Consider the following 22,147-nt stretch of genomic DNA (forward strand, 5'->3'; position numbering starts at 1 on the left):
TGCAAGCTACGGGACAGGCTACGGGCGGTCCCACACCCGGTGCTTCTTGGACCAGTCGATAAAGTCGCCGAAGCCCCCGTCCACCGCCACAACGCCCTGCCCCGCCTCGGCCGGGACGCCGGCGTCGTCGAGCAGCGACTCGGCGGCCTTGGTGTAGCCGATCACCTTGAGGTGCCCGTGGGCCATCCGCAGCCAGTTGGCGGCCGCCTGCTGCTTGCCGAGCATGGCCGAGTCGTCCGCGGTGGGCGCCACGACAACGCAGTCGAACAGGGCCGACGGGGCGCCGTCGAGGAAGTCGTCGGGCGTGACCTCGCCGCCGCTGCTGTCGGCGAACGGGCCGGCGGCCGGGGCGATGATGGCCAGCGTGGCGCCCTCCTCCTCGACCGCCTTCTGCAGCGACGCCAGCCATTTGGCGTCGACGCCGTCGGTGGTCAGCAGGCCGACCTTCTTGCCCATCAGCGTCTGCGGCGCCTTCTTGTATTGCGATAACGCGGGCGATGGTTCCGAGTCGCGCACCGGGGCGGCGGGCTTGATGTCGTCCGCCATGCCGACCATGCCGAGCTTCTTCGACACGTCCTCGCACAGCCCCTCGTCGATTAGCTTCAGGTGGCCCAGCATCCGCTTGCGGACCTTCAGCTCCTTGCACTTGCCGAGCTCGAACGCCAGGCCGCCGGCGATGTGCTCCTGCTCCACGTCCAGCATCGAGCGGTAGAACTGCCTCGCCTGCGTGTAGTGGTCCGCGAAGCTCTCCGGCCGCGTTCGCATCTTGTCGCCCGCTTCGGGGACGGGTGCGCTGGAGAAGCCGGTCTTGGGGCACTCGCGCGGCGCTCCGTCGTCCAGGGTGTTGGGCTCGTTGGCGACCCGGCCGGTCGGCACGAACGTCTGCATGTGACCGTCGCGTTGGAAGTTGCTGATCGGGCACTTCGGCTGGTTGATCGGGATCTGGTGGAAGTTGGGGCTGCCGAGCCGCGAGAGCTGGGTGTCGAGGTAGCTGAACAACCGGCCCTGCAGCAGCGGGTCGTTCGAGAAGTCGATGCCTGGCACCACGTGCGACGGGCAGAACGCCACCTGCTCGGTCTCGGCGAAGAAGTTGTCCACGTTGCGGTTGAGGACCATCTTGCCGAGCGGGGTGAGCGGCACGAGCTCCTCGGGGACCAGCTTGGTGGGGTCGAGCACGTCGAAGTTGAAGCCCGCGGCCTCCTCCTCGGTGAAGGCCTGCACGCACAGCTCCCACTCCGGGTAGTCGCCCGACTCGATCGCGTTCCACAGGTCGCGGCGGTGGAAGTCGGGGTCGGCGCCGTTGATCACGACCGCCTCGTCCCAGACGAGCGAGAACGTGCCGAGCTTCGGCCGCCAGTGGAACTTGACCAGCGTGACGTCGCCCTGCTCGTTGATCATCCGGAAGGTGTGCACGCCGAACCCCTCCATCATGCGGAACGAGCGGGGGATGGCCCGGTCCGACATGACCCACATCAGCATGTGCATGCTCTCGGGGATCAACGACACGAAGTCCCAGAAGGTGTCGTGCGCGGACTGCGCCTGGGGGAAGTCGCGGTCCGGCGCCGGTTTGACGCTGTGGATCAGGTCCGGGAACTTGATGGCGTCCTGGATGAAGAACACCGGGATGTTGTTGCCGACCAGGTCGTAGTTGCCCTCGCTGGTGTAGAACTTCACCGCGAAGCCGCGCACGTCCCGCGCCGCGTCTGGCGAGCCCGCGCTGCCGGCGACCGTCGAGAACCGCACGAACACCGGCGTCTGCACCGCGGGGTCCTGCAGGAAGTCCGCCTTGGTGAGCTTGGCGTGCGACTCGTAGGCCTGGAAATAGCCGTGGGCGCCGTAGCCCCGGGCGTGGACCACACGTTCCGGGATGCGCTCGTGGTCGAAGTGCGTGATCTTCTCACGCAGCAGGTGGTCCTCCAGCAGCTGCGGCCCGCGGGGTCCGACCGTCAGCGTGTTCTGATCGTCGCTGACCGCCACCCCCTGGTTGGACGTCAGCCTACCCTCGGGCGACGCGGCGTGCTGGTGGAGCTCCCCGCCCTTGCCGAGCGCTTCGTTTTTCTTTGTATCTGACACAGCACATTCCTATCGTTGAGCATTGAAGGCGGCGGGGACGGCCCCGCCGTACGGTGTTCTGATTGAGCGGCAGCCGGCCGACTGATTACCCGGCCAGCTTCTTGGCGATCTCGGCTACGTGCCTGCCCTGGAAGCGGGCGATGGCGAGTTCGTTCTCCGAGGGCTGACGCGAGCCGTCATCTTTGGCCAGCGTCGTGGCGCCGTAGGGCGTTCCGCCGGTGATCTCGCCCATCTCCGAGAGCTCCGGGCAGCTGTAGGGAACCCCAACCACCACCATGCCGTGGTGCAGCAGCGTAGTGTGGAAGCTGGTGATGGTGGTCTCTTGGCCGCCGTGCTGAGTCGCGGTCGAGGCGAACACGCTGCCGACCTTTCCCACCAGCGCGCCCTTCTTCCACAGCCCGCCCGTCGAGTCGAGGAACGTTCGCATCTGGGCGGCCATATTGCCAAAGCGGGTCGGCGTGCCGAACACGACCGCGTCCGCCTCGGCGAGCACGTCGGTGGTGGCCTCGGGCACGTCAGCGAACGCCTTTCGGGCCTCCAAGGCGCCCATTTTTTTGAGCACCTCGTCGGGGAGCGTCTCGGCGACCTGGTAGAGCTCTGCGTCGGCGCCATCAACGCCGCTCGCGCCATCGGCGATTGCCTGGGCGAGCTGGTAGACGTGTCCGTACGTGCTGTAAAAGACGACAGCAACCTTCATGGGGGGCCTGCTGGCAAGAGTGCGCGAGGGAGCGAGCGTAGCGGCCGACCGGAGTCTCCGGCGGCGCACGAGGACTGCTGCTCCGCTACAGCAGGGCCTGTGCCAATTGCTGCGCAATACGAAGCGTGCTGCCGCAAGCATCGCTTCGGTGCCCGAATAGCGACACGGAATCGACGCGGGCTGGCACCGAGCAGCGCACCGCGGCCGATCGCCGACCGCCCAACCCGACCGGCGGCCGACCAGCGAGCAACTCGCCGCGACGTCCTGCTACCAGAGCGCCGTCGGCGAAGGCTCAGGCGCGTCGTCGACCGACAACGCAACGGCCAGTCGGCGCTCAATCTCGGCGCGGATCTGCAGCCGGACCAGCCACCGTCGCAGCACACCAGCGGCGTTGAGCCGGAGCTGGTACTCCTCGAGCACGGCCGCCTCGATGCCGGGGAGGTGCGCATCTCGGATGGCGCGGCCGTAGCGCTCGGGTCCGTCGGCCACGAAACGGTGAGAAGAATCGTCGAGCATTTCGGTGGCCTCGATCGGATGGCGACAACGCCACGAGTGTAGCACGAGCGGCCGCCCCCACCAAAACCGGCCCGCGGCGGCGCGGTTCCGGCGAAAGTTGCGGCCGCGTGCAACCGTCCCCTACAATGCTGAGGCGTCGAACCCTTATCCTCAGCTCCGGAACACCAGGCACCTATGGACCCTCGCGCCGCCTACCTCACCCTCGCCCTTTCTTGCGTCGTTGGTCTCGCCGGCCTGCCGCGTTGCTCCGCCCAGCAGGACGGCCCGTTCTCGGTGTCCATCAAGGTCGACGCCGACCAAACGCAGGACGAGCTGCGGCGGATCTGGCGGTTCTTCGGCGCCGACGAGCCCAACTACGCCTACATGAAGGACGGCCGCAAGCTGCTCGGCCAGCTCGGCGATATGGCGCCGGGCGAGGTGTTCTTCCGCACGCACAACCTGCTCAACACCGGGCCCGCGTACCCGGCGCTCAAGTGGGGCAGCACCAACGCCTACACCGAAGACGCCGATGGCGGCCCGGTCTACGACTGGGAGATCGTCGACCTGATATTCGACACCTACCTCAAGCGGGGCGTGCGGCCGTACGTGCAGCTCGGCTTCATGCCGCAGGCGCTCTCCACCCGGCCCGAACCCTACGCCCACAGCTGGCGCCCCGGCATGCCCTACGAGGAGGTGTACACCGGCTGGGCCTACCCACCCAACGACTACGAGAAGTGGGGCGAGCTGGCCTACCAGTGGGCCCAGCACTGCGTCGACCGCTACGGCCGCGAGGAGGTGGAGTCCTGGTGGTGGGAGACCTGGAACGAGCCCAACATCGGCTACTGGCGGGGCACCCAGGAGGAGTTCAACAAGCTGCACGACTACGCGATCGCCGGCGTGCTCCGCGCGCTGCCGACCGCCCGCATCGGCGGGCCCGACGTGGCCGGCGACGGCGGCGACTTCGCCCGCAACTTCTACCGCCACTGCCTGGAGGGCACGAACCACGCTACCGGCGAGCAGGGCACGCGGCTGGACTTTGTGTCGTTCCACGCCAAGGGCGCGCCCCGCTGGGAGGGCGACCACATCCGCATGGGCATCGCCAACCAGCTGCGGACCATCGACCGCGGCTTCGGCATCGTGGCCGAGTTTCCGCAGCTCCGCGACACGCCGATCGTGATCGGCGAGTCCGACCCGGAGGGCTGCGCCGCCTGCCAGGGCGATCAGTTCAGCTACCGCAACGGCACGATGTACTCCAGCTACACCGCCGCCAGCTTCGCCCGCAAGCACGACTTGGCCGACAAGCACGGGATCAACTTCGCCGGCGCGCTGACCTGGGCGTTCACGTTCGAGGACCAGCCCTACTTCGCCGGCTTCCGCCAGCTGGCCAGCAACGGGCTGGCAATGCCGGTGCTCAACGTGTTCCGCATGATGAGCAAGATGGACGGCCAGCGGGTCACGGCCGAGAGCTCGGGGCAGCTCCCGCTCGAGCGGATCATGCGGCGCGGCGTCCGCCGTGAGCCGGACGTCGGCGCCCTGGCCAGCCGCACGGACAACTCGGTGGCCGTGCTGGTGTGGCACTACCACGACGACGACCTGGCCGGCCCCGACGCGGCGGTTGCGCTGAAGATCGACGGCCTGCCCGACTCGCTCGCCAAGGCCAAGCTGAGCCACTACCGCGTCGACAAGCAGCACAGCAACAGCTACGACGCCTGGCTGCGGATGGGCAAACCGGTCGCCCCCGGCCGCCGGCAGTACGCCGAACTCGAGCAGGCGTCGCGGCTTGCCGAGCTGCACGAGCCACGCGAAGTCGAAGCGTCCGACGGCGCCGCGACCGTCGACTTCGAGCTGCCACGCCAAGGCGTGTCGCTGGTGGTGCTGAGCTGGGACTGAACCACGACGGGCGCTACGCACGCGGGGCTTGGCGTCGGCGTCCCTCCATCAGCCGCGACGCGTTAGCGTGCGGTTCTATCTTTTCGTACACAATTTGTGACGCCCTGGGAGCTACCAGCTGGGCACTCAGGGACCGCGTGCAGTCCGCGACCAACCCACCGGCGCGCCCGCCATGGGCTCTCCCGCACCTGGCGGGCAAGAGGTGGAGCTAGCTCGACAAGTTACTTCCTATCCTTGCTGGCGAGCTCACGGTCGTAGATCTCTCCCGGTTCCACCGGTTCGTGAGACTCCCTCGCCAAAGCGGCCAGCTCCTGCACGGTTTCCGGATGGCTCGCGGCGACGTTGTGCTTCTCTTCGATGTCAGCGGCCAGGTCGTAGAGCTCCCAGCGGTTTTTCCCGGCGCGGTAGGCCTTCCATCTGCCTTTTCGCACGGCGACTTGGTTGCGGTGCTCCCAGTAAAGATACGGATGCTCCTGCTGGCCGGGCTGCCCCATCAATGTCGGCAGGAACGAGAGGCCATCGGTGGGGGGGCAGTTAGCGTCGGTCAGCTCGGCAAGTGTGGGCATCACGTCTTGGAATCCAAGCACGTGGTCCGAAACAGAGCCGGCCTTGATTGTGCCTGGCCAGCAAACAAGGTACGGCACCCGGAGGCCGCCCTCGTACAACGACCCCTTGCCGGCGCGGAAACGTTCCCCGGTCACCGGGTTCAGGTTCGGCCCGAAGAACCCGTGGGGGCGGTCGGGGGTCTTGAAGTAGTCTTGCCCACCGTTGTCCCCGCACAGAAAGATGATCGTGTTGTCGTCAAGCTCGAGCTCCTGAAGCAACGATTTGATCTCTCCGAGCTGGCGGTCGACCATGTGCATGAACGCGGCGTAGACCCGGGCGTCGCGTTCCGTGCTCTGCCCCGCCCTCCACGGCTTGTCGGCAAACAGTTTCCAAGAGGGGTCGTCCTCATCAATTCCCCAGTGCCCGTGCGGCGGCGTCCAGGGAAGGTAGCAGAAGAAGGGGTGGTCTTTGTTGTCGCGGATGAACTTGAGCGACTCACGGCAGATCACCGGCTGGGCATGGGTCTTTCCGGTGTAGGGGTCACCGCCGGTGTTGCCGGCCAGTGGCGCCTCTTCGCTGTTGCGGATGAGGTAGCGTGGGTAGTACGTGTGGGCGTGGACCTGGTCGTAGTAGCCGAAGAAGACATCGAAGCCGTGCTTCTCCGGCACACCCGAGGTGCCCCGCGCACCGATTCCCCACTTCCCGAAACCACCGGTCACGTAGCCTTGTTGTTTGAGCATCGAGGCTAGCGTTGGCTCGTCTGCCCGAATGGGCGAGTAGCCGTTGTTGGTTCGCACCGACGTGTGCCCGCTGTGCAGTCCCGTGAGCAACACACACCGCGTGGGGCCACAGACGGGCGCGCCAGCCAGCGCGTTGGTGAACCGCATACCCTCGCTGGCAAACTGGTCGATGTTGGGAGTGACCAACTCCTGATGTCCCATGTGGCTCGACTCGAAGTACCCCCATTCGTCCAGCATCAAGTAGATGATGTTCGGCTGGCTTCGCTCTCCTTCGGCGGCAGCTGCCGTGGGGAGAGCAACGAGTGTGCAGAGCATTAAGAACAGGTATCGCATGAGGTGACTACCGGGGCGTGGCGGGCTAAGGACGATGGAGGGGACGCTGAAACGTTTCCAACGCTCCGCGGCCGGAGTTCATTCAACTCCCAGCTCTCGGACGTCGCCGTTGACGCGTAGCTTTACGGCTTCAGGGGGGAACATGCCGACGCGGCGGACCGACACGTCGGTGACCTTGCCCTCCACCCAGGCGAAATCGAGTTCGTAGCCCCCCCTCGCGCGCAGGCCTTTGACCGAACCGTCGGCCCACGCCTCCGGCAGGGCCGGCAGCAGTTCGATTTCCCCCGCGTGCGATTGAAGGAGCATCTCGGCTATTCCGGCGGTGGCTCCTAGGTTGCCGTCAATCTGGAAGGGGGGATGCTTGTCGAACAGGTTGTTGTAGGTCGACTTCCTGAGCAGCAGAACGAGATTGCTGCGGGCTTTCTCCGCGTCCTTGAACCGAGCCCAGAAGTTGATGATCCATGCGCGGCTCCAACCCGTGTGGCCGCCGCCCTGGGCCAATCGGGCGTCAATCGTCTTGCGCGCGGCGGAGACCATCTCCGGAGCGTTGTTGAGGTGGTACTGACGCCCCGGGTACAGCGCGAAGAGGTGGGAGATGTGACGGTGCCCGGGGTCTACCTCACCGAAATCCTCAGCCCACTCCATCAGCCGCCCGTCCGATCCGACCTGGGGCAGCGCCAGGTTCTCAAGCTTGGCCCGCACGTCCGCGACAAACGAGTCGTCGATCCCCAGGATTTCGGCCGCTTCCAGGGTGTTGGTGAACACGTCCCAGATGACCTGCTGGTCCATGGAAGGCCCCATCGAGAGGTTCGCCCACTGCTTGTTCTCTGTCCCAGGGACGTAGAACCTGTTCTCGGGCGAGGTGCTCGGCCCAGAAACCAGCTTGCCGGATTCCGGGTCTTCCACGAGCCAGTCGAGGAAGAACAGCGAGGCTTCCTTCAGCACAGGGTACGCGCGCGACCGCAAGAACTCTTTATCTCCGGTAAAGCGGTAGTGCTCCATGAAGTGCTGCGTGCACCAAGCCCCACCAACGACCCACTGCCCGTACTGCACCTTGCCGAACGGAACGGCAAAGTGCCACGCGTCCGATGTGTGCGAAGCGAAAAAGCCCCGGCAGCCGTACAGGTCCTGAGCGGTCTGCTTTCCGGCCGGGACCAAGCGTTCCACGTAATCGAAGAACGGCCGGTGGCACTCCGAGAGGTTGCCCACCTCGGCGGGCCAGTAATTCATCTGCGCGTTGATGTTGATGTGGTAGTCGCTGTTCCAGGGCGCCTCCATGTCCTTGCACCAGATGCCCTGGAGGTTCGCCGGGAGGGCGCCGTCCCGCGACGACGTGATCAGCAGGTACCGGCCGTACTGGAAGTAGAGCGCCTCGAAGTTGGGGTCGCTGGCGGGCCCGCCCTGCCCGTAGGTCTGCAGCCGCTCCAGGGTCGATTCGCTAGAAGGCCTGCCAAGGTTTAGCTCCACGCGACGGAACAGTTCTCGGTGGGACGCGATCGCGTCGTCTCTCACTCTGTCATAACCCTTCGCAACCGCGGCGCGGACGGTCGCCAGGCAGGTCGCGACGCGGTCACGTTCAAGCGGCCTTGCGGTGTCGTTGCGGTTGTAGTCGGTCGCCGCGGCGATGTAGAGGGTCGCCGCATCCGCCGAGTCCACCCGGAGGCTGCCGTCCTCCGTGCGAACGCTCCCGTTCGAGGCGACAACTCTATAGACGGCGGCAAATCTCACGCCCTTGTGTTTGTCGCCGTGCGAAGCCTGGCCCCGCGCGACCAGAGCATCGTCCCCCTGCGGCTCGACCGAGAAGACGCCTTTCCGAGTAGGCGCCGCGGTGAACGACACCGCCCCCGGCTCGCTGGCGGTGATTCGGACCGTGACGACCTGGTCGACCGGACTCGCCATCACCTGGCGTGTGTACTCGACGCCCCCAACGGAAAACCGCGTCGTCGCGACTGCGGTGTCGAGGTTGAGGTCGCGGCGGTACTCGGTCGCCGGTCCCTGGACGCCGAAGTCGAAACTCAACTCGCCCAGCGTCTGGTAGCTGCGCGGCGATATCCTGGGCGCCATGATCGACTGCTGGAGCTGTTGAGCCTCAACAAAGCGGCCTTCGAACAGCAGCGTTCGCACCTGGCTGATGGTCTCGCTGGCGTCGCCGGAAAGCGTGGGGACGGGCGGTCCAGCCCAGATCGATTCTTCGTTGAGCTGAATGATCTCGTTGCTGACGCCGCCGTAGACCATCGCGCCCAGCCGGCCGTTACCGACCGGCAACGACTCTTCCCAGCGGGTCGCCGGCTTTACGTACCAGAGCGACAGGGGCTCCGCGGGCGGTTCGAGCAGGCCGGTCACTTCGGCCGGCTCTTGGTGCTTGAAGCTGATACCCGGAACCGGTTCGTCCGCGGCGGTCTCCGTTGCCGAAGCGATCGCTGCAATACACGCCAGCAGAAAGCGCAGCGGATGGGAGCGTAGTGGATTGAAACGCAGAGGCGGCATCATCGACTGGCGCCTTTCTTGGCTATCTTGACTTGAGCTCTGGGGTGTACCGTGCGACAGATCCCCTAGCATAACATGGCGCGATCGTGCAGTGATCCGCCGTTCCAACCCGCCCGACTGCGGTGATTGGATTGTGGCTTCCGCGCAGGGGGTCGGTTCTCTCAACCTCAGCGGGCCGACAGCCCCCAAGCACACGCAGCGTCGCCCTCCTGCGAGGTTCCGTCCGTTCAAGGCGTGTCGCTGGTGGTGCTGAGCTGGGAATAGCGACCAAAGTGAGGCTGTCGCTAGGGCGCTAGTCAGTAGGCCGTAACAAGCGGAGCGCGGTTACGGCAGACACTCTCGTTGCCGTAACCGCGCTAACGCATGTTACGGCCTACGAACGCAGCGGCTAGCTGAGCGGCTGTGCGAACGATCCCTTAGAGGATTGAGAAACATGAGAAGACCAAGAGCAGGACGACACCCATTATGTGCCACGCAACCATGGCCTGATATCGCCAGCTACCCCTTGGATGCGATGCACGCCACCACGAATCAAACGCGATCCCAGAGCGAAGCCACGTAGGTTGGGCCGATAGGCCCACCGTTTGTTAAGACGCGGCCCGCTAGCGGTGGGCGTTCGCTTCGCTGCCGCCCACCCTACGAGACTGCTACGAAGGTGTAGGCCGTAACAAACGGCAGACGTGCTTCACGCCGCAACTGCGCTAGCGCTTGATACGGCGTACAGCGACGGCTGACCCGACGCACGCGTTAGCGTCCGGTTTCTTCTGCTTCCGGCATCTCCATCGGCTCTGCCCGCAGCCAGATCCACTCGCGCACGGTCGCGTCGAGGTCGATCTCGATCTCGTCGTAGACCGCGCCGCTGGGAAACGGTTGGCCCGGGAAGTTGGGGTCCTCGTCAAGAAGCTGGACCTTGAGGGCCGGTTTCATCGCCGCCGGTACCTGCATCCCGAGCATCACCGGCAGCCCCTTGTAGAGCCCGATGCCCCCGTAGCTCGGCTGGGTCCGCTCGACGATCTGCAGGGGCAGCGTCTCTTTGGCCCGCCACCGGAGGAGGGTGTCGGCCGCTTCGCCGCCCTCAGGATCAATTGCGATTGCATCGCCGGCCGGCGTGGTCGACTCGCCATCCGTTGCGTTGCCAGCGTCGATCGTGCGGTCGCCGACCTGCAGCACCCGCCAGAGCTGCTCGGCGCCCCTCACGAACCGCAGCCGCCAGCGGCTGATGCGGTCGTTGGCGGGCGTGTCCGCCAGCCGCAGCGCCACCTCGTCGGGCCTGCTGGTGTCCCATCTCAGTTCGACGACCGGCTGCGGCGCTGCGCCGGCGGCAAGCACCGCGTGCAGGAAGGCGGAGCGGGCCGACTGCGGCGGGTCGGCCTGCCAGCTCAGGGCGTTCTCTCCCTGGGGGCCGCTGCGGAGCTGCCACGACTCGAAAGCCGGCGTCTGGCTGGTGAGCGTGGCGCCGTCGGTCCCGATGAACGTGGCGGAGACTTGGAGCACGGGGTCTCGCGTTTCCAGACTCGGTCGCGTGAACCACCACTCGTAAGGCCCACGACCACGCGGCTGGAACCGCATGCCGTCCCGCAAACCGACGCCGTCAATTTGGGAAGCACCGCCAATGCCGACGAACGGAGAAGCCGGCGGGTAGCTGCGGTCGGGGTCGTCGATCCAGAGCCGGTATCCCCTCCGCGTCACGTAGTTGTCGCTGTTGCCGTTGAAGTAGCGCCCGCTTCCACGGCCGAAGTCGCGTTTCGGCTTGTAGTATCGCGAGGAGAGCTGCAGCGGCTCCGGGGCGGGCTCCCGTGTCGGCGGCCAGTTCACCCCACCGGCGGACGACCAGCCGCCCGGTATCCAGTCGCGGCCCATCGACCGATCGATCACCGGCTCGCCGTCCAGGTACACGACGAAGCGGAACTCCTCGTCGGGCGAGTCGCCGGCGTGGAGCGTCACCCGGTGGCGCCCCGCAGGGATCGCCACGCGGTCGAAGTCCCTTGGCACGCCGTTCTCAGAGACCTCTCCCACGCCGAGCCGCAGCTCGTAGTCCTGACCGTCGGGCACGTGCACGTTCCACGAGTAGAAGTCGTCCGCCACCCGCGGCATCGCGGCCGAGTTTAGCTTGCCCGCGTCGCCCACCCGCAGGCGACTGGAGAGGGCGAGCAGCTCGTCATGCTCTTGGACCAGTGCCTGGTTCTCTCGGTACGCCGACCCCGCGGCGGCGCCGATCGCCACCACGGCGGTTAGCGTCAGCAGGTTCAGCAGCGAGAATCGGGGCGAGAGCGATCGCCGCGGGTGGGCGTCATTCATCGGCCGCCACCCCCGCCACCCAGCTGGGGTCGAAGCCGGCGGGTGTTTCGCCGCGTTTTAGCTGGTCGAACTCCGCGTTAAGCGACTTGGGGCACAGCACGAACAACCCGCCGGCGTAGGTTGTCACCGGCTGGCCCGCGACCTGCTTCTCCTCGGCGGAGTCGGGGTCGTAGATCTTCAGCAGCGGCAGGATCGTTTCGTGATCGAACGATCGTGGGCCTCGGCTGCTGCTCACTGCCTTCTGGACGACCCATGAGTCGTCAAAGTCATCGACGTCGAAACTCCCCCACGAAGAGGTCCCCGATGATCCGCCGAACGCGTGGAACGCCTCGAGCCGGTCGCCCTTCTTCTGAAAGCTGACGGTCATCAGCTGGTGGATCGCCTCAGGACTCGGAGAGCCCGAGCCCGAACTGGAACCGCCCTGGAAGTAGAGCCCCTCCTCCGCAACCCGGCCGTCGCCACTGAACCGCATCATGCCGTAGTCTGGAGGGAGGTAGCAGCGGAACTGCCAGACGCGTTCGACCCGCGCCGCCACCTCCGGCGGCACTTCGGGCGACTCGATCTCCACGAGATGGACGCGTTCGGAGTCCTCGATCGGCATCCGCCCCACCTCGGCTTCGAGCTGGGTGATCTGTCGCTGCAGTTCGTGGTTGGCCATCGACAGCCGGGCCAGCGCGATCCCGCCAGCAAGCAAGAGGACGATCGCGAACAGTCGAATCACGTATTTCATAGGCGCCGTTACGAGGTGTTGGAGTAGTAGCATCCTATTCGCAATCGGCGCCAGTTTCTTGGGCACGCCGCCGCACTACTGGCTCTGAATCCCCTGGAACGCCGCCGATAAAAGTGTTCCCTCTACCGCCCTCAGTTCGTTGCTGAAAACGGCCACCCCGCGCGTTCTAATGGAGATTGAGCTCGGGTGTTCGCCTGCCGCGGTGGGGTGGCTGGGCCGCTGCGCGCAGTGAGCGGTTGTCCAAGCTGAGCGCTGATCAGGCCCCGGGTTTTGGCCGATCTGGCGCCGCCAAAATCGGACAAAACCCCGCGGGCCTGCTGGGGAGACACCGGCGCAAGAGTTTATTTCAAAAGCACTTACGCACAAACGAGGCAGAAGTATGCGCCGAGTTTTGCCCCCTCCGCTCGTGTTTTTGGACAAAACGAATCGGACAATACCCCAAGGCGGGTCTGGCGTTGGTTACGGCCTACAGTGAGCGACGCGCTGGGGATGGCGATCGCCCCCGGCAATCTTGGTCGGGTAGTCCAGGTTTGCGGGCTGCGCCAGCGGTGGTACGGCAGGTAACCGCCGCCCGGTCGGCGTGCCGAACAACCCATTGGCCCCTCGCTCTGGAGTTGGGCGGATGCATCACCAACCAGCGCGCAGCCGCTAAGGACGACCTGTATGAATTGGCAAACCTGCGCGGTTATGACCGTGGCGGTGGCGATCGCCGCCGGCTCTGCTCACGGGGCGGAGCCGGCGTTCCGCGCGAACGTCCTCCAGACCGCTTGCTACGGAGAGGTCGCTGGCGCCGCGGGTTGTTGCGCATGCGGCAACGACTGCGACTGCTGCCCGAGCTGCGAGTTCACCGCGGGGTACCTGTACATGGCCCGCGAGTATGGCCGCAACTCACCGCTGGTGAGCGCCGCTTCCAGCGGCGACACCCTGATCGGGATGAGTGACTTCGAGGGCGACTTTGAGTCGGGATTTGAAGTCAGCGGCCGATGGTCACGGCTCGAGGCCCGCTACTTGCAGATCTCGAGCGATGCGCAGGACTTGGCGGCGGCCTCGTTTGGCAACCAGGTCACCTTTCAGGGCGACGACTACTTCAGCGACATTGCCGTGGCCTACGACACCGACCTGCACAGCGGCGAGATCAACCTGTACTGCACGGACCCGTGCGCCGTCGTCCGGGTAAAGTCCGGCTTCCGTTACCTGCAGCTGAACGAGGGCATCGCCGGCAGCTTCCCCGGGTTCACCGGCGTGCTCTTCACCGAGACCCGGAACGAGCTGTACGGGCTGCAGCTGGGCGTCGACGCCGACCTGTGGGCCCGCCCCTGCTCGTGCTTCTCTCTGGTCGCGACGAGCAAGGCCGGCGTGTACTTTGCCGACACCCGCCTGGACAGCTTCCCGAACGCCGCCGGCGCGGTCACCCTCGGCTCGACCGCCGACTCTTCGGAACGCGGCGCCTTTGTTGGCGAACTCGGCCTGCTGGCCCGCGTCCGCGTCATGGACTGCCTCACCGTCGACGCGGGCTACAACCTGATGCTGATCACCGGCGTGGCCCTGGCGGGCGATCAAAGCCAAGCCATCGACATGCAGCCGTTCCAGCCCGCTACCTCCAGCATCCAGAACGGCGAGGTGCTGTACCACGGCCTGACGGCGCGCGCGACGCTCAGCTTCTAGACGGCTGGCGGTGCATAGCCCCTGCGGGCCTGGGCTACGAGCCCACTAGGATCACGGGCAGCGTGTTCGGGCTGTTGGCGCCGAACGCGTTGCCGGCGGGTGAGGCGTGCTAGGCGGCCCGCGGCGCGCAGTGCAGTTCCCGCAACGGGGTCAGGCAGTCCTACGGCTTTGGGACCAACTCGCCCAACCCAGAAAGCACGGCGGCGGTCGGTCCCCCGCCGGCCGGGCCGCCCACGGCCCCAACCAAGGCTTCCGCCGGGCGGTGGGCCTATTAGCAGAGTCCCGAGAAAAATGGTAACCTCGTGCGGGCCGATCCCCGCCCACCATGCGGGGGCGGCACGGCCTGAGACGCTCGGTTGTAGCGGCGCTCTGATCTACAGCAAAGCTTCTATTCTGCCTGCGTGGCCGGTCCTCGGGCGGGCCGCCGGCGCTTCCTTTCCAACCCTCCCGATGCCGCGTCGCCCCAGCGCGGAAGACAAGGTCAAGACAGCCAGTCGTCGTGATGAGTGAGATCCAGAAAGCCGGCACGCTCCAAAAACTGCTCAAGCCATGCCACGACGCCACCGTGCGTCGGTGGACCCAACGCCTCGACAAGTGCTTCACGATTAGCGACCTCAAGTCGCTGTTCGAGAAGCGGATCCCGCCTGTGGTGGGCGACTATTTCTTGGGCGGCGCGAGTGACGAGCGGACGCTGCGAGAAAACGAAGCCGCTTTCGAGCGCACCCGCTTCGCACCCAACTACGGGATCCGCTACGACTCGATCGACACCAGCACCACGGTGGCCGGGACCAAGGTCAGCATGCCCATCATCGCCGCGCCGGTGGGCAGCCTCCGCACCGTGTGGCCCCACGGCGAGGCGGTCGCCGCCAAGGCGGTGGGCGAAGCGGGCACGATCTGCACCCTGTCGACGCTGACCGGTACCAGGCTGGAAGAGGTTCGGGCCGCTTCGCCGCACGACTGCTGGTTCCAGCTCTATCTTGTGGGCGGGCAAGAGGTTGCGACCAAAGCGATCGAGCGTGCGAAGAAGGCCGGCTACACGGCGCTGGTGCTGACGATCGACACCCCGGTGGCCGGCCTGAGGTACCGCGACATGCGGAACGGCTCGTCCCAAGCGATCAACGGGGGCCTGCTGCAGAAGATGCGGTTCGCGCCGCAGATGAGCCGGCACCTTTCGTGGCTGACCAGCTACTACCACGACGGCGGGCTGATGGACTTCCCCAACATCGAGTTGCCGGGAGGCGAGCCTATGCCGTACGCGGACATCGGCAATCAGCTGCAGAAGGCCGCCGTCACTTGGGACGATATCCAATGGATCCGCGACGCCTGGCAGGGCCCGATCATCGTCAAGGGCGTGCACACCCTCCACGACGCGCAAAAGGCGGCCGACGTCGGCGCCGCCGCAATCGTGGTGTCGAACCATGGCGGGCGGCAGCTCGACCGGGTGCTGCCCACGCTCGACGCGCTCCGGGAGATCGCACCGCACATGAAGGACCGGAACATCGATGTCCTCATGGACGGTGGAATCCGGTCCGGAGGCGACGTGGCGATCGCAATCGCCAGGGGGGCAAAAGCGGTCCTGATCGGCCGCGCCTACACGTTCGGCCTCGGCACAGCCGGACACGCCGGCGTGAGCAAGGCGTTCAGCATCCTGCGGTCAGAACTCGAGCACACCATGCGCCAACTCGGGTGCGCGAGCCTTGCCGAGCTCGACGAATCGTACCTGCGTGACAGCCGCGTGTAGCGAGGCCACCTGCCGAGACGTAGCGTCCCAGGGCGTGCAACCGACACTGCACTGCGCCAACCGGCCCGCGTTACGGACCGGCGTTGGCGCCCGACGGCGCCGCGATGAGCGTCTGCACCCCGGCGGCTTCGAGCGGCCCGAGGAAGTCCTGGTTGGTCTGGTCATCGGTGACCAGCGTGCCGACCTCTGTCAGCATGCCGAAGAAAGAGACCGAGCGCACGCCGAATTTGCTGTGGTCGGCCAGCAGCACCGACGCGTCCGCCAGGTCCAGCAGCCACCGCTTGAGCGACGCGTGCGCGACGCTCGCCTCGCTCAGCCCGCGGCGCGGGTCGATGGCCTTGCAGGAGAAGAACACCTTGTCGAAGGCGAACTGGCGGAGCGTGCCCTCGGCGATCGGCCCCAGAAGCGACCGTGACTCGGGCGCCAGTTCTCCGCCTGTCAGTGTGGCCGTAATGTGAGTCCGCGCGGCGAGCACCCGGACCGCGTCGAGCGAGTTGGTCACCACCGTCAGTGGGATGTCGGGCAACGCGCTGGCGAGCTCGAGCGCAGTGCTGGAGGAGTCGAGGGCGATGGTCTCGCCCTCTTGAACAAGGGGAACCGCAACCGCGGCAATCGCCCGCTTTTGAGCGGCGTTGGTGGTCCGCCGCACCGCGATCGGCGCATCCTGGCGGTCGTCACGGATGCGGAGGGCCCCGCCGTGGGTGCGGACCAGCAGGCCGGCTTCACCCAAGCGTTCCAGGTCGCGCCGGATGGTCTCCTCGGCGACAGAGAACCGCTCCGCCAGCTTAGCGACACGCACCGAGCCCTGCTTCTCGAGCAGGCCGATGATCTGGTCGTGGCGTTCCTGGGGTAGCGGCGTAGTAGGCGTGGTGGACTGGGTGGCGGCTTCTTGAGTCATGCATCAGCGGCCCGAAGGCGCCTGAAATTTTGCGATATTGTCCGATCAGCGGCTTGACGAGTGGCATTATGAGTGAGATTATGTGGCCTTTCAATCCCTCTCCGGCCCGTTTTGGCAAAACCAGGCGATTTCCCACATGTCAACGACCCTTCCTTCCGTCGACGTCAACGACCTGAAACACGTCAATTACCTCTGGGACGACAGCGTGGCGAGCCAGCTCGATGAGGTCGAGCGTCTGGTTTACCGCTCGAACTGCCTGGGCGCCGATCAGCGGATCACCAACACCGGCGGCGGCAACACTTCGTCGAAGGTGATGGCGGCCGACCCGCTGTCGGGCGACGAGGTCGACGTACTGTGGGTCAAGGGATCCGGCGGCGACCTGCGGACCAGCAAGCGGGGCAACTTCGCATCGCTGTACATGGACAAGCTGCTCGCCCTGCAGCCGCTCTACCGCGACAGCCCCAACCCCGGCCCGAAGACGCCGTCCGAGGACGCGATGGTCGGCTACTTCCCGCACTGTTCGTTCAACCTCAATCCGCGGGCGAGCTCGATCGACACCCCGCTGCACGGCTTCCTGCCGGCGCGGCACGTTGACCACATGCACCCGAACAGCGTTATCGCCATCGCCGCGAGCCGCCGCAGCAAGGAGCTGACCACCGAGGTGTTCGGCGACGAGATCGGCTGGGTCCCGTGGCTGCGTCCCGGCTTCGAGCTGGGTCTGATGATGCAGCGCGAGGCCGAGGCCAACCCGAGCCTTAAGGGCCTGGTGATGAGCCAGCACGGCCTGATCAACTGGGCCGACGACGACAAAGAGTGCTACGAGCTGACGCTGTCGCTCATCGAAAAGGCGGCCCGCTTCATCGAGTCCAAGGACAAGGGCGAGCAGACCTTTGGCGGCCAGAAGTACCAGACCCTCAACGCCGACGCCCGCAAGGACGTGCTGGTCAAGCTGCTGCCGTGGCTGCGGGGCCAGGTCTGCCAGCAGAAGAAGTTCATCGGCACCGTTCAGGGCGACGAGAAGATCCTGCGGTTCGTCAACTCGAACGACGCCCCGCGGCTCGCCGAGCTGGGCACCAGCTGCCCGGACCACTTCCTGCGGACCAAGATCAAGCCGCTGTACGTGGACTGGAACCCGCAGACCGAGGACGTCGACGCGCTCAAGCAGAAGCTGACCGCCGGCCTGGAGCAGTACCGCAAGGACTACGCCGACTACTACGAGCGGTGCAAGCACGACAACTCGCCCGCCATGCGGGACCCCAACCCGACCGTGATCCTGGTCCCCGGCGTCGGCATGATCGCCTGGGGCAAGAACAAGAGCGAGTCGCGCGTGACCGCCGAGTTCTACAACTGTGCGGTCGAGGTGATGCGTGGCGCCGAGGCGATGGATGAGTACATCGCCCTGCCCCAGCAAGAGGCCTTCGACATCGAGTACTGGCTGCTCGAGGAGGCCAAGCTGCAGCGGATGCCGCCGGAGAAGGACCTGGCCCGCGACATCGTCGTGGTGCTGGGCGCCGGCAACGGGATCGGCAAGGAGGTGGCCCACCGCGTCGCGAAGGAGGGCGCCCACGTCGTGTGTGCCGACCTCAACGCCGAAGCGGCCCAGGCGACCGCCGACGAGCTGACCGACATCTACGGCCAGGGAATCGGCGTCGCCGGCGACGGCATCTCGGCCTGCGGCCCGGCCATCGGCTTGGGCGTGGACATCACCAACCGCGAGTCGATCCGCGAGCTGTACGCCCAGACGCTGCTGGCCTACGGCGGCCTGGACAAGCTGATCGTCACGGCCGGCGTGTTTGTGCCGCCCAGCCGCGACGGCCAGGTGACCGACCAGCAGTGGCAGCTCACGTTCAACGTGAACGTGCAGGGCAGCTACAACGTGGTGGACGAGTGCCGTGGCCTGCTGAAGGAGCAGGGCCTGCCGGCCGCCGTGGTGCTGACCACCAGCGTGAACGGCGTGGTCAGCAAGAAGGGCTCGGTCGCGTACGACACCTCGAAGGCCGCCGCCAACCACCTGGTGCGGGAGCTGGCCATCGAGCTGGCCCCGCTGGCCCGCGTGAACGCCATCGCGCCGGCGACCGTGGTGCAGGGCTCGACCATGTTCCCCCGCGACCGGGTGATCGCTTCGCTCACGAAGTACGAAATCCCGTTTGAGGAGTCTGCCAGCGACGACGAGCTGCGTTCCGCGCTGGCGAACTTTTACGCTCAGCGGACTCTCACCAAACACCCGATCACCCCGGCCGACCAGGCCGAGGCGGCGTACTTCCTGGCGTCGGACCGCTCGGGCAAGACCACGGGCCAGATTATCAACGTCGACGGCGGCCTGCACGAGGCCTTCCAGCGGTAGTCGGCGGACACCCTCGCAGCGCAACGGGCGCACGCTCGCACGCGGCTTCCACCGTCCCCGGAAGCCTTCCCAACCGCGTGCGTCGCGCCCGTTGCGTCCGCGCGGCCGGCTGGCGTGTGCGGAGCGCGGGGAACAAACTGCCCGGGCGACTAGACCCGGCGGTCGAGTCATCACAGAATAGCGGCACTCTTCTCTTACCCCGTTGGTGAATCTATGCAGTCCGCTCACCTGGCCATCGACCTCGGCGCCAGTTCCGGACGCGCGATGCTGGGCCTGCTGGACGGCGAACCGCTGCAGCTCAAACTGGAAGAAGTCCACCGTTTCGAGCACCACGCCTGCACCGTCCCCACCGGCATCGTCTGGAACCTGACCGGCATCTGGCGGCAGATCCTGCACGGGCTGGCGGCCGGCGCTGCGCGGTGCAAGGAGTTGGGCGTCGAGCTGACGAGCATCGGCGTCGACTGCTGGGGCGTTGATTTTGTGCTAGTCGGCGCCGGCGGCGAGGTGCTCGGCCTGCCCCACTGCTACCGCGACGCGCGGAACGAGCCCGCCAGCGACCGCGTCGTGGAGCGGGTTGGCGGCGAGGAGGCGTTGTACGCCCGCACCGGAATCCAGCGGATGCCGTTCAACACAGTGTTCCAGCTCGAGGCGCTCCGCGCCGCCGAGCCGGCGCAACTCGACGCCGCCAGCCGGCTGCTGTTCCTGCCCGACCTGTTCCACTACTGGCTATCAGGAGAGCAGGCCACCGAGCGGACGATCGCTTCGACCGGCGCGCTGCTCGATGTTCAGTCGGGCGAGTGGGACCTCGGCCTGATGGGCCTGCTTGACCTTCCGTCCGGCATCCTCGGACCGATCATCGATCCGGGCACGCAGGTCGGCTCGCTCCGCGACGCGCTGGCCGACGAGACCGGCGCCCCACGGGGGCTGAAGGTGATCGCGCCCGCCTCGCACGACACCGCGTCAGCCATCGCCGCCGCGCCGGTAACCGATGCCGGCGCCCCCTGGGCCTACCTGTCCAGCGGCACCTGGTCGCTGCTCGGCGCCGAGCTGAGTCAGCCGTGTAGCACCGAGGCCGCCTGCCGCGCGCCGTTCACTAACGAGCGTGGCGTCGACGGCACGATCCGATTCCTCAAAAACATCGCCGGCCTGTGGCTCGTGCAGGAGCTGCGTCGCGAGTACACCGACGCCGGTCAGGACTACTCGTTCGCCAAGCTCGTCGAGCTGGCCGAGGCGGCCGAGCCGTTCCGCACACTAATCAACCCGAACGACGCCAGGCTCGCCGCGCCGGGGGCGATGACGCCTCGTGTTGCCGAGCTGGCCGCCGCGGCCGGGCAGCCCGCCCCAGAAACCCCCGGCCAGTTTGTCCGCTGTTGCTTGGAGAGCCTAGCATTGTGCTACGCCCAAACCGCCGACCGGCTGGCGGGCTTCACCGGCAGCCCGATTGAACGGCTGCACGTGGTCGGCGGCGGCACGCAGAACAAGCTGCTCAACGCTATGACCGCCGGCGCCCTCAACTGCCAAGTGCTGACGGGTCCCACCGAGGCCACCGCCATCGGCAACGCTTTGGTGCAGGCCATGGGCTGCGGCGCCATCGCCGACCTGGCCGAGCTCCGCCAGGTGGTCGCCCGCTCCGAGCCGGTCGAAGCCGCGACGCCGATCGGCGCCAAGGATGATTGGCGCCAGGCGCGCGAGCGATTCGAAACCCTTTCAAGCTGAGATCGCTGACTATTTACCCCGTAGCCCCCGGCTCTGCCGGGGGATGGCGTCAGAGCAAAAACATACGAGCAAAGAGATCCCCCGGCAGAGCCGGGGGCTACGAGCAACTCGGCTCGCCAAATCAACTCACACTTTTCGACGACCTACACGAGACCAACCGTGCCCGACCTTGAACAACGCTACAACCTCGCCAAGGAGCAGTTCGCCGAGTGGGGCGTCGACGCCGACGCGGCGCTCCAGCAACTCTCGCAGGTCGCGATCTCGATGCACTGCTGGCAGGGCGACGACGTCACCGGCTTCGAGGGCGCCGACGAGCTGGGCGGCGGCCTGGCCGTCACCGGGTCGTACCCCGGCAAGGCCCGCACGCCCGACGAGCTCCGCGCCGACCTCGACAAGGCCTACGCGCTGATCCCGGGCGACCACCGCCTGAATCTGCACGCCTGCTACGCCGAGCTCGACGGCGCCACGGTCGAACGGGACGAGCTGCAGCCGGAGCACTTCGCCTCGTGGATCGACTGGGCCAAGACCAACAACCACGGACTCGACTTCAACCCTACCTACTTCTCGCACCCCAAGGCGGACGACGGCTTCACGCTGTCGAGCCCCGACGAGGGCGTCCGGAAGTTCTGGATCGACCACGGGATCGCCTGCCGCGAGATCGGCGCGTCGATGGGCGCCGCGCTCGGCTCGCCGTGCGTCACCAACATCTGGATCCCCGATGGCTACAAGGACCTGCCGATCGACCGCCGCGGCCCCCGCGAGCGGCTGGCCGCTTCGCTCGACGCCATCCTCGCGAAGCCCTACGACAAGCAGCACCTGCTGGACGCGGTCGAGTCGAAGCTGTTCGGCATCGGCTCGGAAAGCTACGTGGTCGGCTCGCACGAGTTCTACCTCGGCTACGCGGTGAAGAACCAAACGGTCCTCTGCCTGGACGCCGGCCACTTCCACCCGACCGAACTGCTGGCCGACAAGCTGACCTCGGTGTTCCAGTACGTCGACCAGGTGCTGCTGCACGTCAGCCGCGGCGTCCGCTGGGACAGCGACCATGTGGTGCTGCTGACCGACGAGCTCAACGCCCTCGCCCAGGAGCTGGTCCGCGGCGAGTACCTCGGCCGCACGCACATCGGCCTCGACTTCTTCGACGCCAGCATCAACCGCGTCGCGGCCTGGGTGATCGGCACCCGCGCGACGCTCAAGTCGCTGCTGCGGGCGATGCTGGAGCCGATCGACCGCCTGACCGCCGCCGAGCAGAGCGGCGACCTCACCACCCGGCTGGCGCTGCTCGAGGAGGCCAAGCAGATGCCCTGGGGCGCGGTGTGGGACTACCACTGCGAGCGGTCGGGCGTCCCCGCCAGCGACGCCTGGCTCGCCGAGGTCAAACGCTACGAGTCCGACGTGCTGGCCAAACGCAATTAGTTCAGAGTTGTCGAATATGAACACTCACTGGAGCTGGTCGCCAAGCTTTCGATTCAGCTAGCCAAGGCTTAGCCAGGG

14 protein-coding genes are annotated in these 22,147 nt (G+C 66.6%); 6 read left to right on the forward strand and 8 right to left on the reverse strand.

The annotated features are described in order from the left end of the window. Positions 1-18: 18 nt before the first annotated feature. From KOR34_RS16430 to KOR34_RS16440, 3 genes are all read right to left on the reverse strand, one after another. Positions 19-2,073, reverse strand: coding sequence for a catalase (locus tag KOR34_RS16430; RefSeq protein ID WP_146566182.1), 2,055 nt, complete (start codon positions 2,071-2,073; stop codon positions 19-21). 85 nt (positions 2,074-2,158) lie between these two features. Then, positions 2,159-2,770, reverse strand: a complete 612-nt coding sequence (gene wrbA, locus KOR34_RS16435) for an NAD(P)H:quinone oxidoreductase (RefSeq protein ID WP_146566184.1) — start codon at positions 2,768-2,770, stop codon at positions 2,159-2,161. Between the two features lie 267 nt (positions 2,771-3,037). Continuing rightward, the gene (locus tag KOR34_RS16440; RefSeq protein ID WP_146566186.1) at positions 3,038-3,286 is read right to left on the reverse strand and encodes a hypothetical protein; all 249 of its coding nucleotides are present in this window, start codon (positions 3,284-3,286) and stop codon (positions 3,038-3,040) included. A gap of 174 nt (positions 3,287-3,460) precedes the next feature. Between KOR34_RS16440 and KOR34_RS16445 the strand changes: the two genes are divergently transcribed. Continuing rightward, positions 3,461-5,155, forward strand: a complete 1,695-nt coding sequence (locus tag KOR34_RS16445; RefSeq protein WP_146566188.1) for a GH39 family glycosyl hydrolase — start codon at positions 3,461-3,463, stop codon at positions 5,153-5,155. 221 nt (positions 5,156-5,376) lie between these two features. On the opposite strand, the gene KOR34_RS16450 is transcribed toward KOR34_RS16445, so the two are convergent. The 4 genes from KOR34_RS16450 to KOR34_RS16465 form a co-directional block, all read right to left on the reverse strand. After that, complete coding sequence (locus KOR34_RS16450; protein ID WP_228714668.1) at positions 5,377-6,774, reverse strand: arylsulfatase; 1,398 nt, start codon at positions 6,772-6,774, stop codon at positions 5,377-5,379. Positions 6,775-6,852: 78 nt separating this feature from the next. After that, on the reverse strand, positions 6,853-9,117 hold the full coding sequence (locus tag KOR34_RS16455; RefSeq protein ID WP_228714669.1) for a glycoside hydrolase family 95 protein: 2,265 nt from the start codon (positions 9,115-9,117) through the stop codon (positions 6,853-6,855). Positions 9,118-10,008: 891 nt separating this feature from the next. Next, positions 10,009-11,559, reverse strand: a complete 1,551-nt coding sequence (locus tag KOR34_RS16460; RefSeq protein ID WP_146566192.1) for a hypothetical protein — start codon at positions 11,557-11,559, stop codon at positions 10,009-10,011. Next, positions 11,552-12,289: a hypothetical protein gene (locus KOR34_RS16465; RefSeq protein WP_146566194.1), complete on the reverse strand. Its 738-nt coding sequence runs from the start codon at positions 12,287-12,289 to the stop codon at positions 11,552-11,554. The genes KOR34_RS16460 and KOR34_RS16465 overlap by 8 nt, the downstream gene beginning before the upstream one ends. 663 nt (positions 12,290-12,952) lie before the next feature. On the opposite strand from KOR34_RS16465, the gene KOR34_RS16470 reads away from it, so the two are divergent. Together KOR34_RS16470 and KOR34_RS16475 are read left to right on the forward strand one after the other, a co-directional pair. Continuing rightward, positions 12,953-13,954 carry a hypothetical protein gene (locus KOR34_RS16470; RefSeq protein ID WP_146566196.1) on the forward strand — a complete coding sequence of 334 codons (1,002 nt, stop codon included), beginning with the start codon at positions 12,953-12,955 and terminating at the stop codon, positions 13,952-13,954. A gap of 502 nt (positions 13,955-14,456) precedes the next feature. Further along, a complete protein-coding gene (locus tag KOR34_RS16475) occupies positions 14,457-15,695 on the forward strand; it encodes an alpha-hydroxy acid oxidase (RefSeq protein WP_146566198.1) in 1,239 nt (412 codons plus the stop codon). Between the two features lie 70 nt (positions 15,696-15,765). On the opposite strand, the gene KOR34_RS16480 is transcribed toward KOR34_RS16475, so the two are convergent. Continuing rightward, positions 15,766-16,593 (reverse strand): DeoR/GlpR family DNA-binding transcription regulator, encoded by an 828-nt coding sequence (locus tag KOR34_RS16480; protein WP_146566201.1) that lies wholly within the window; start codon positions 16,591-16,593, stop codon positions 15,766-15,768. 136 nt (positions 16,594-16,729) lie between these two features. Between KOR34_RS16480 and KOR34_RS16485 the strand changes: the two genes are divergently transcribed. From KOR34_RS16485 to KOR34_RS16495, 3 genes are all read left to right on the forward strand, one after another. Beyond that, on the forward strand, positions 16,730-18,937 hold the full coding sequence (locus KOR34_RS16485; RefSeq protein ID WP_146566203.1) for a bifunctional rhamnulose-1-phosphate aldolase/short-chain dehydrogenase: 2,208 nt from the start codon (positions 16,730-16,732) through the stop codon (positions 18,935-18,937). Between the two features lie 213 nt (positions 18,938-19,150). Beyond that, complete coding sequence (locus KOR34_RS16490) at positions 19,151-20,653, forward strand: rhamnulokinase (RefSeq protein WP_146566205.1); 1,503 nt, start codon at positions 19,151-19,153, stop codon at positions 20,651-20,653. A gap of 159 nt (positions 20,654-20,812) precedes the next feature. Continuing rightward, complete coding sequence (locus tag KOR34_RS16495; RefSeq protein ID WP_197531501.1) at positions 20,813-22,069, forward strand: L-rhamnose isomerase; 1,257 nt, start codon at positions 20,813-20,815, stop codon at positions 22,067-22,069. Positions 22,070-22,147: the final 78 nt, after the last annotated feature.

The organism is Posidoniimonas corsicana (genome assembly GCF_007859765.1).
Lineage (GTDB): Bacteria > Planctomycetota > Planctomycetia > Pirellulales > Lacipirellulaceae > Posidoniimonas > Posidoniimonas corsicana.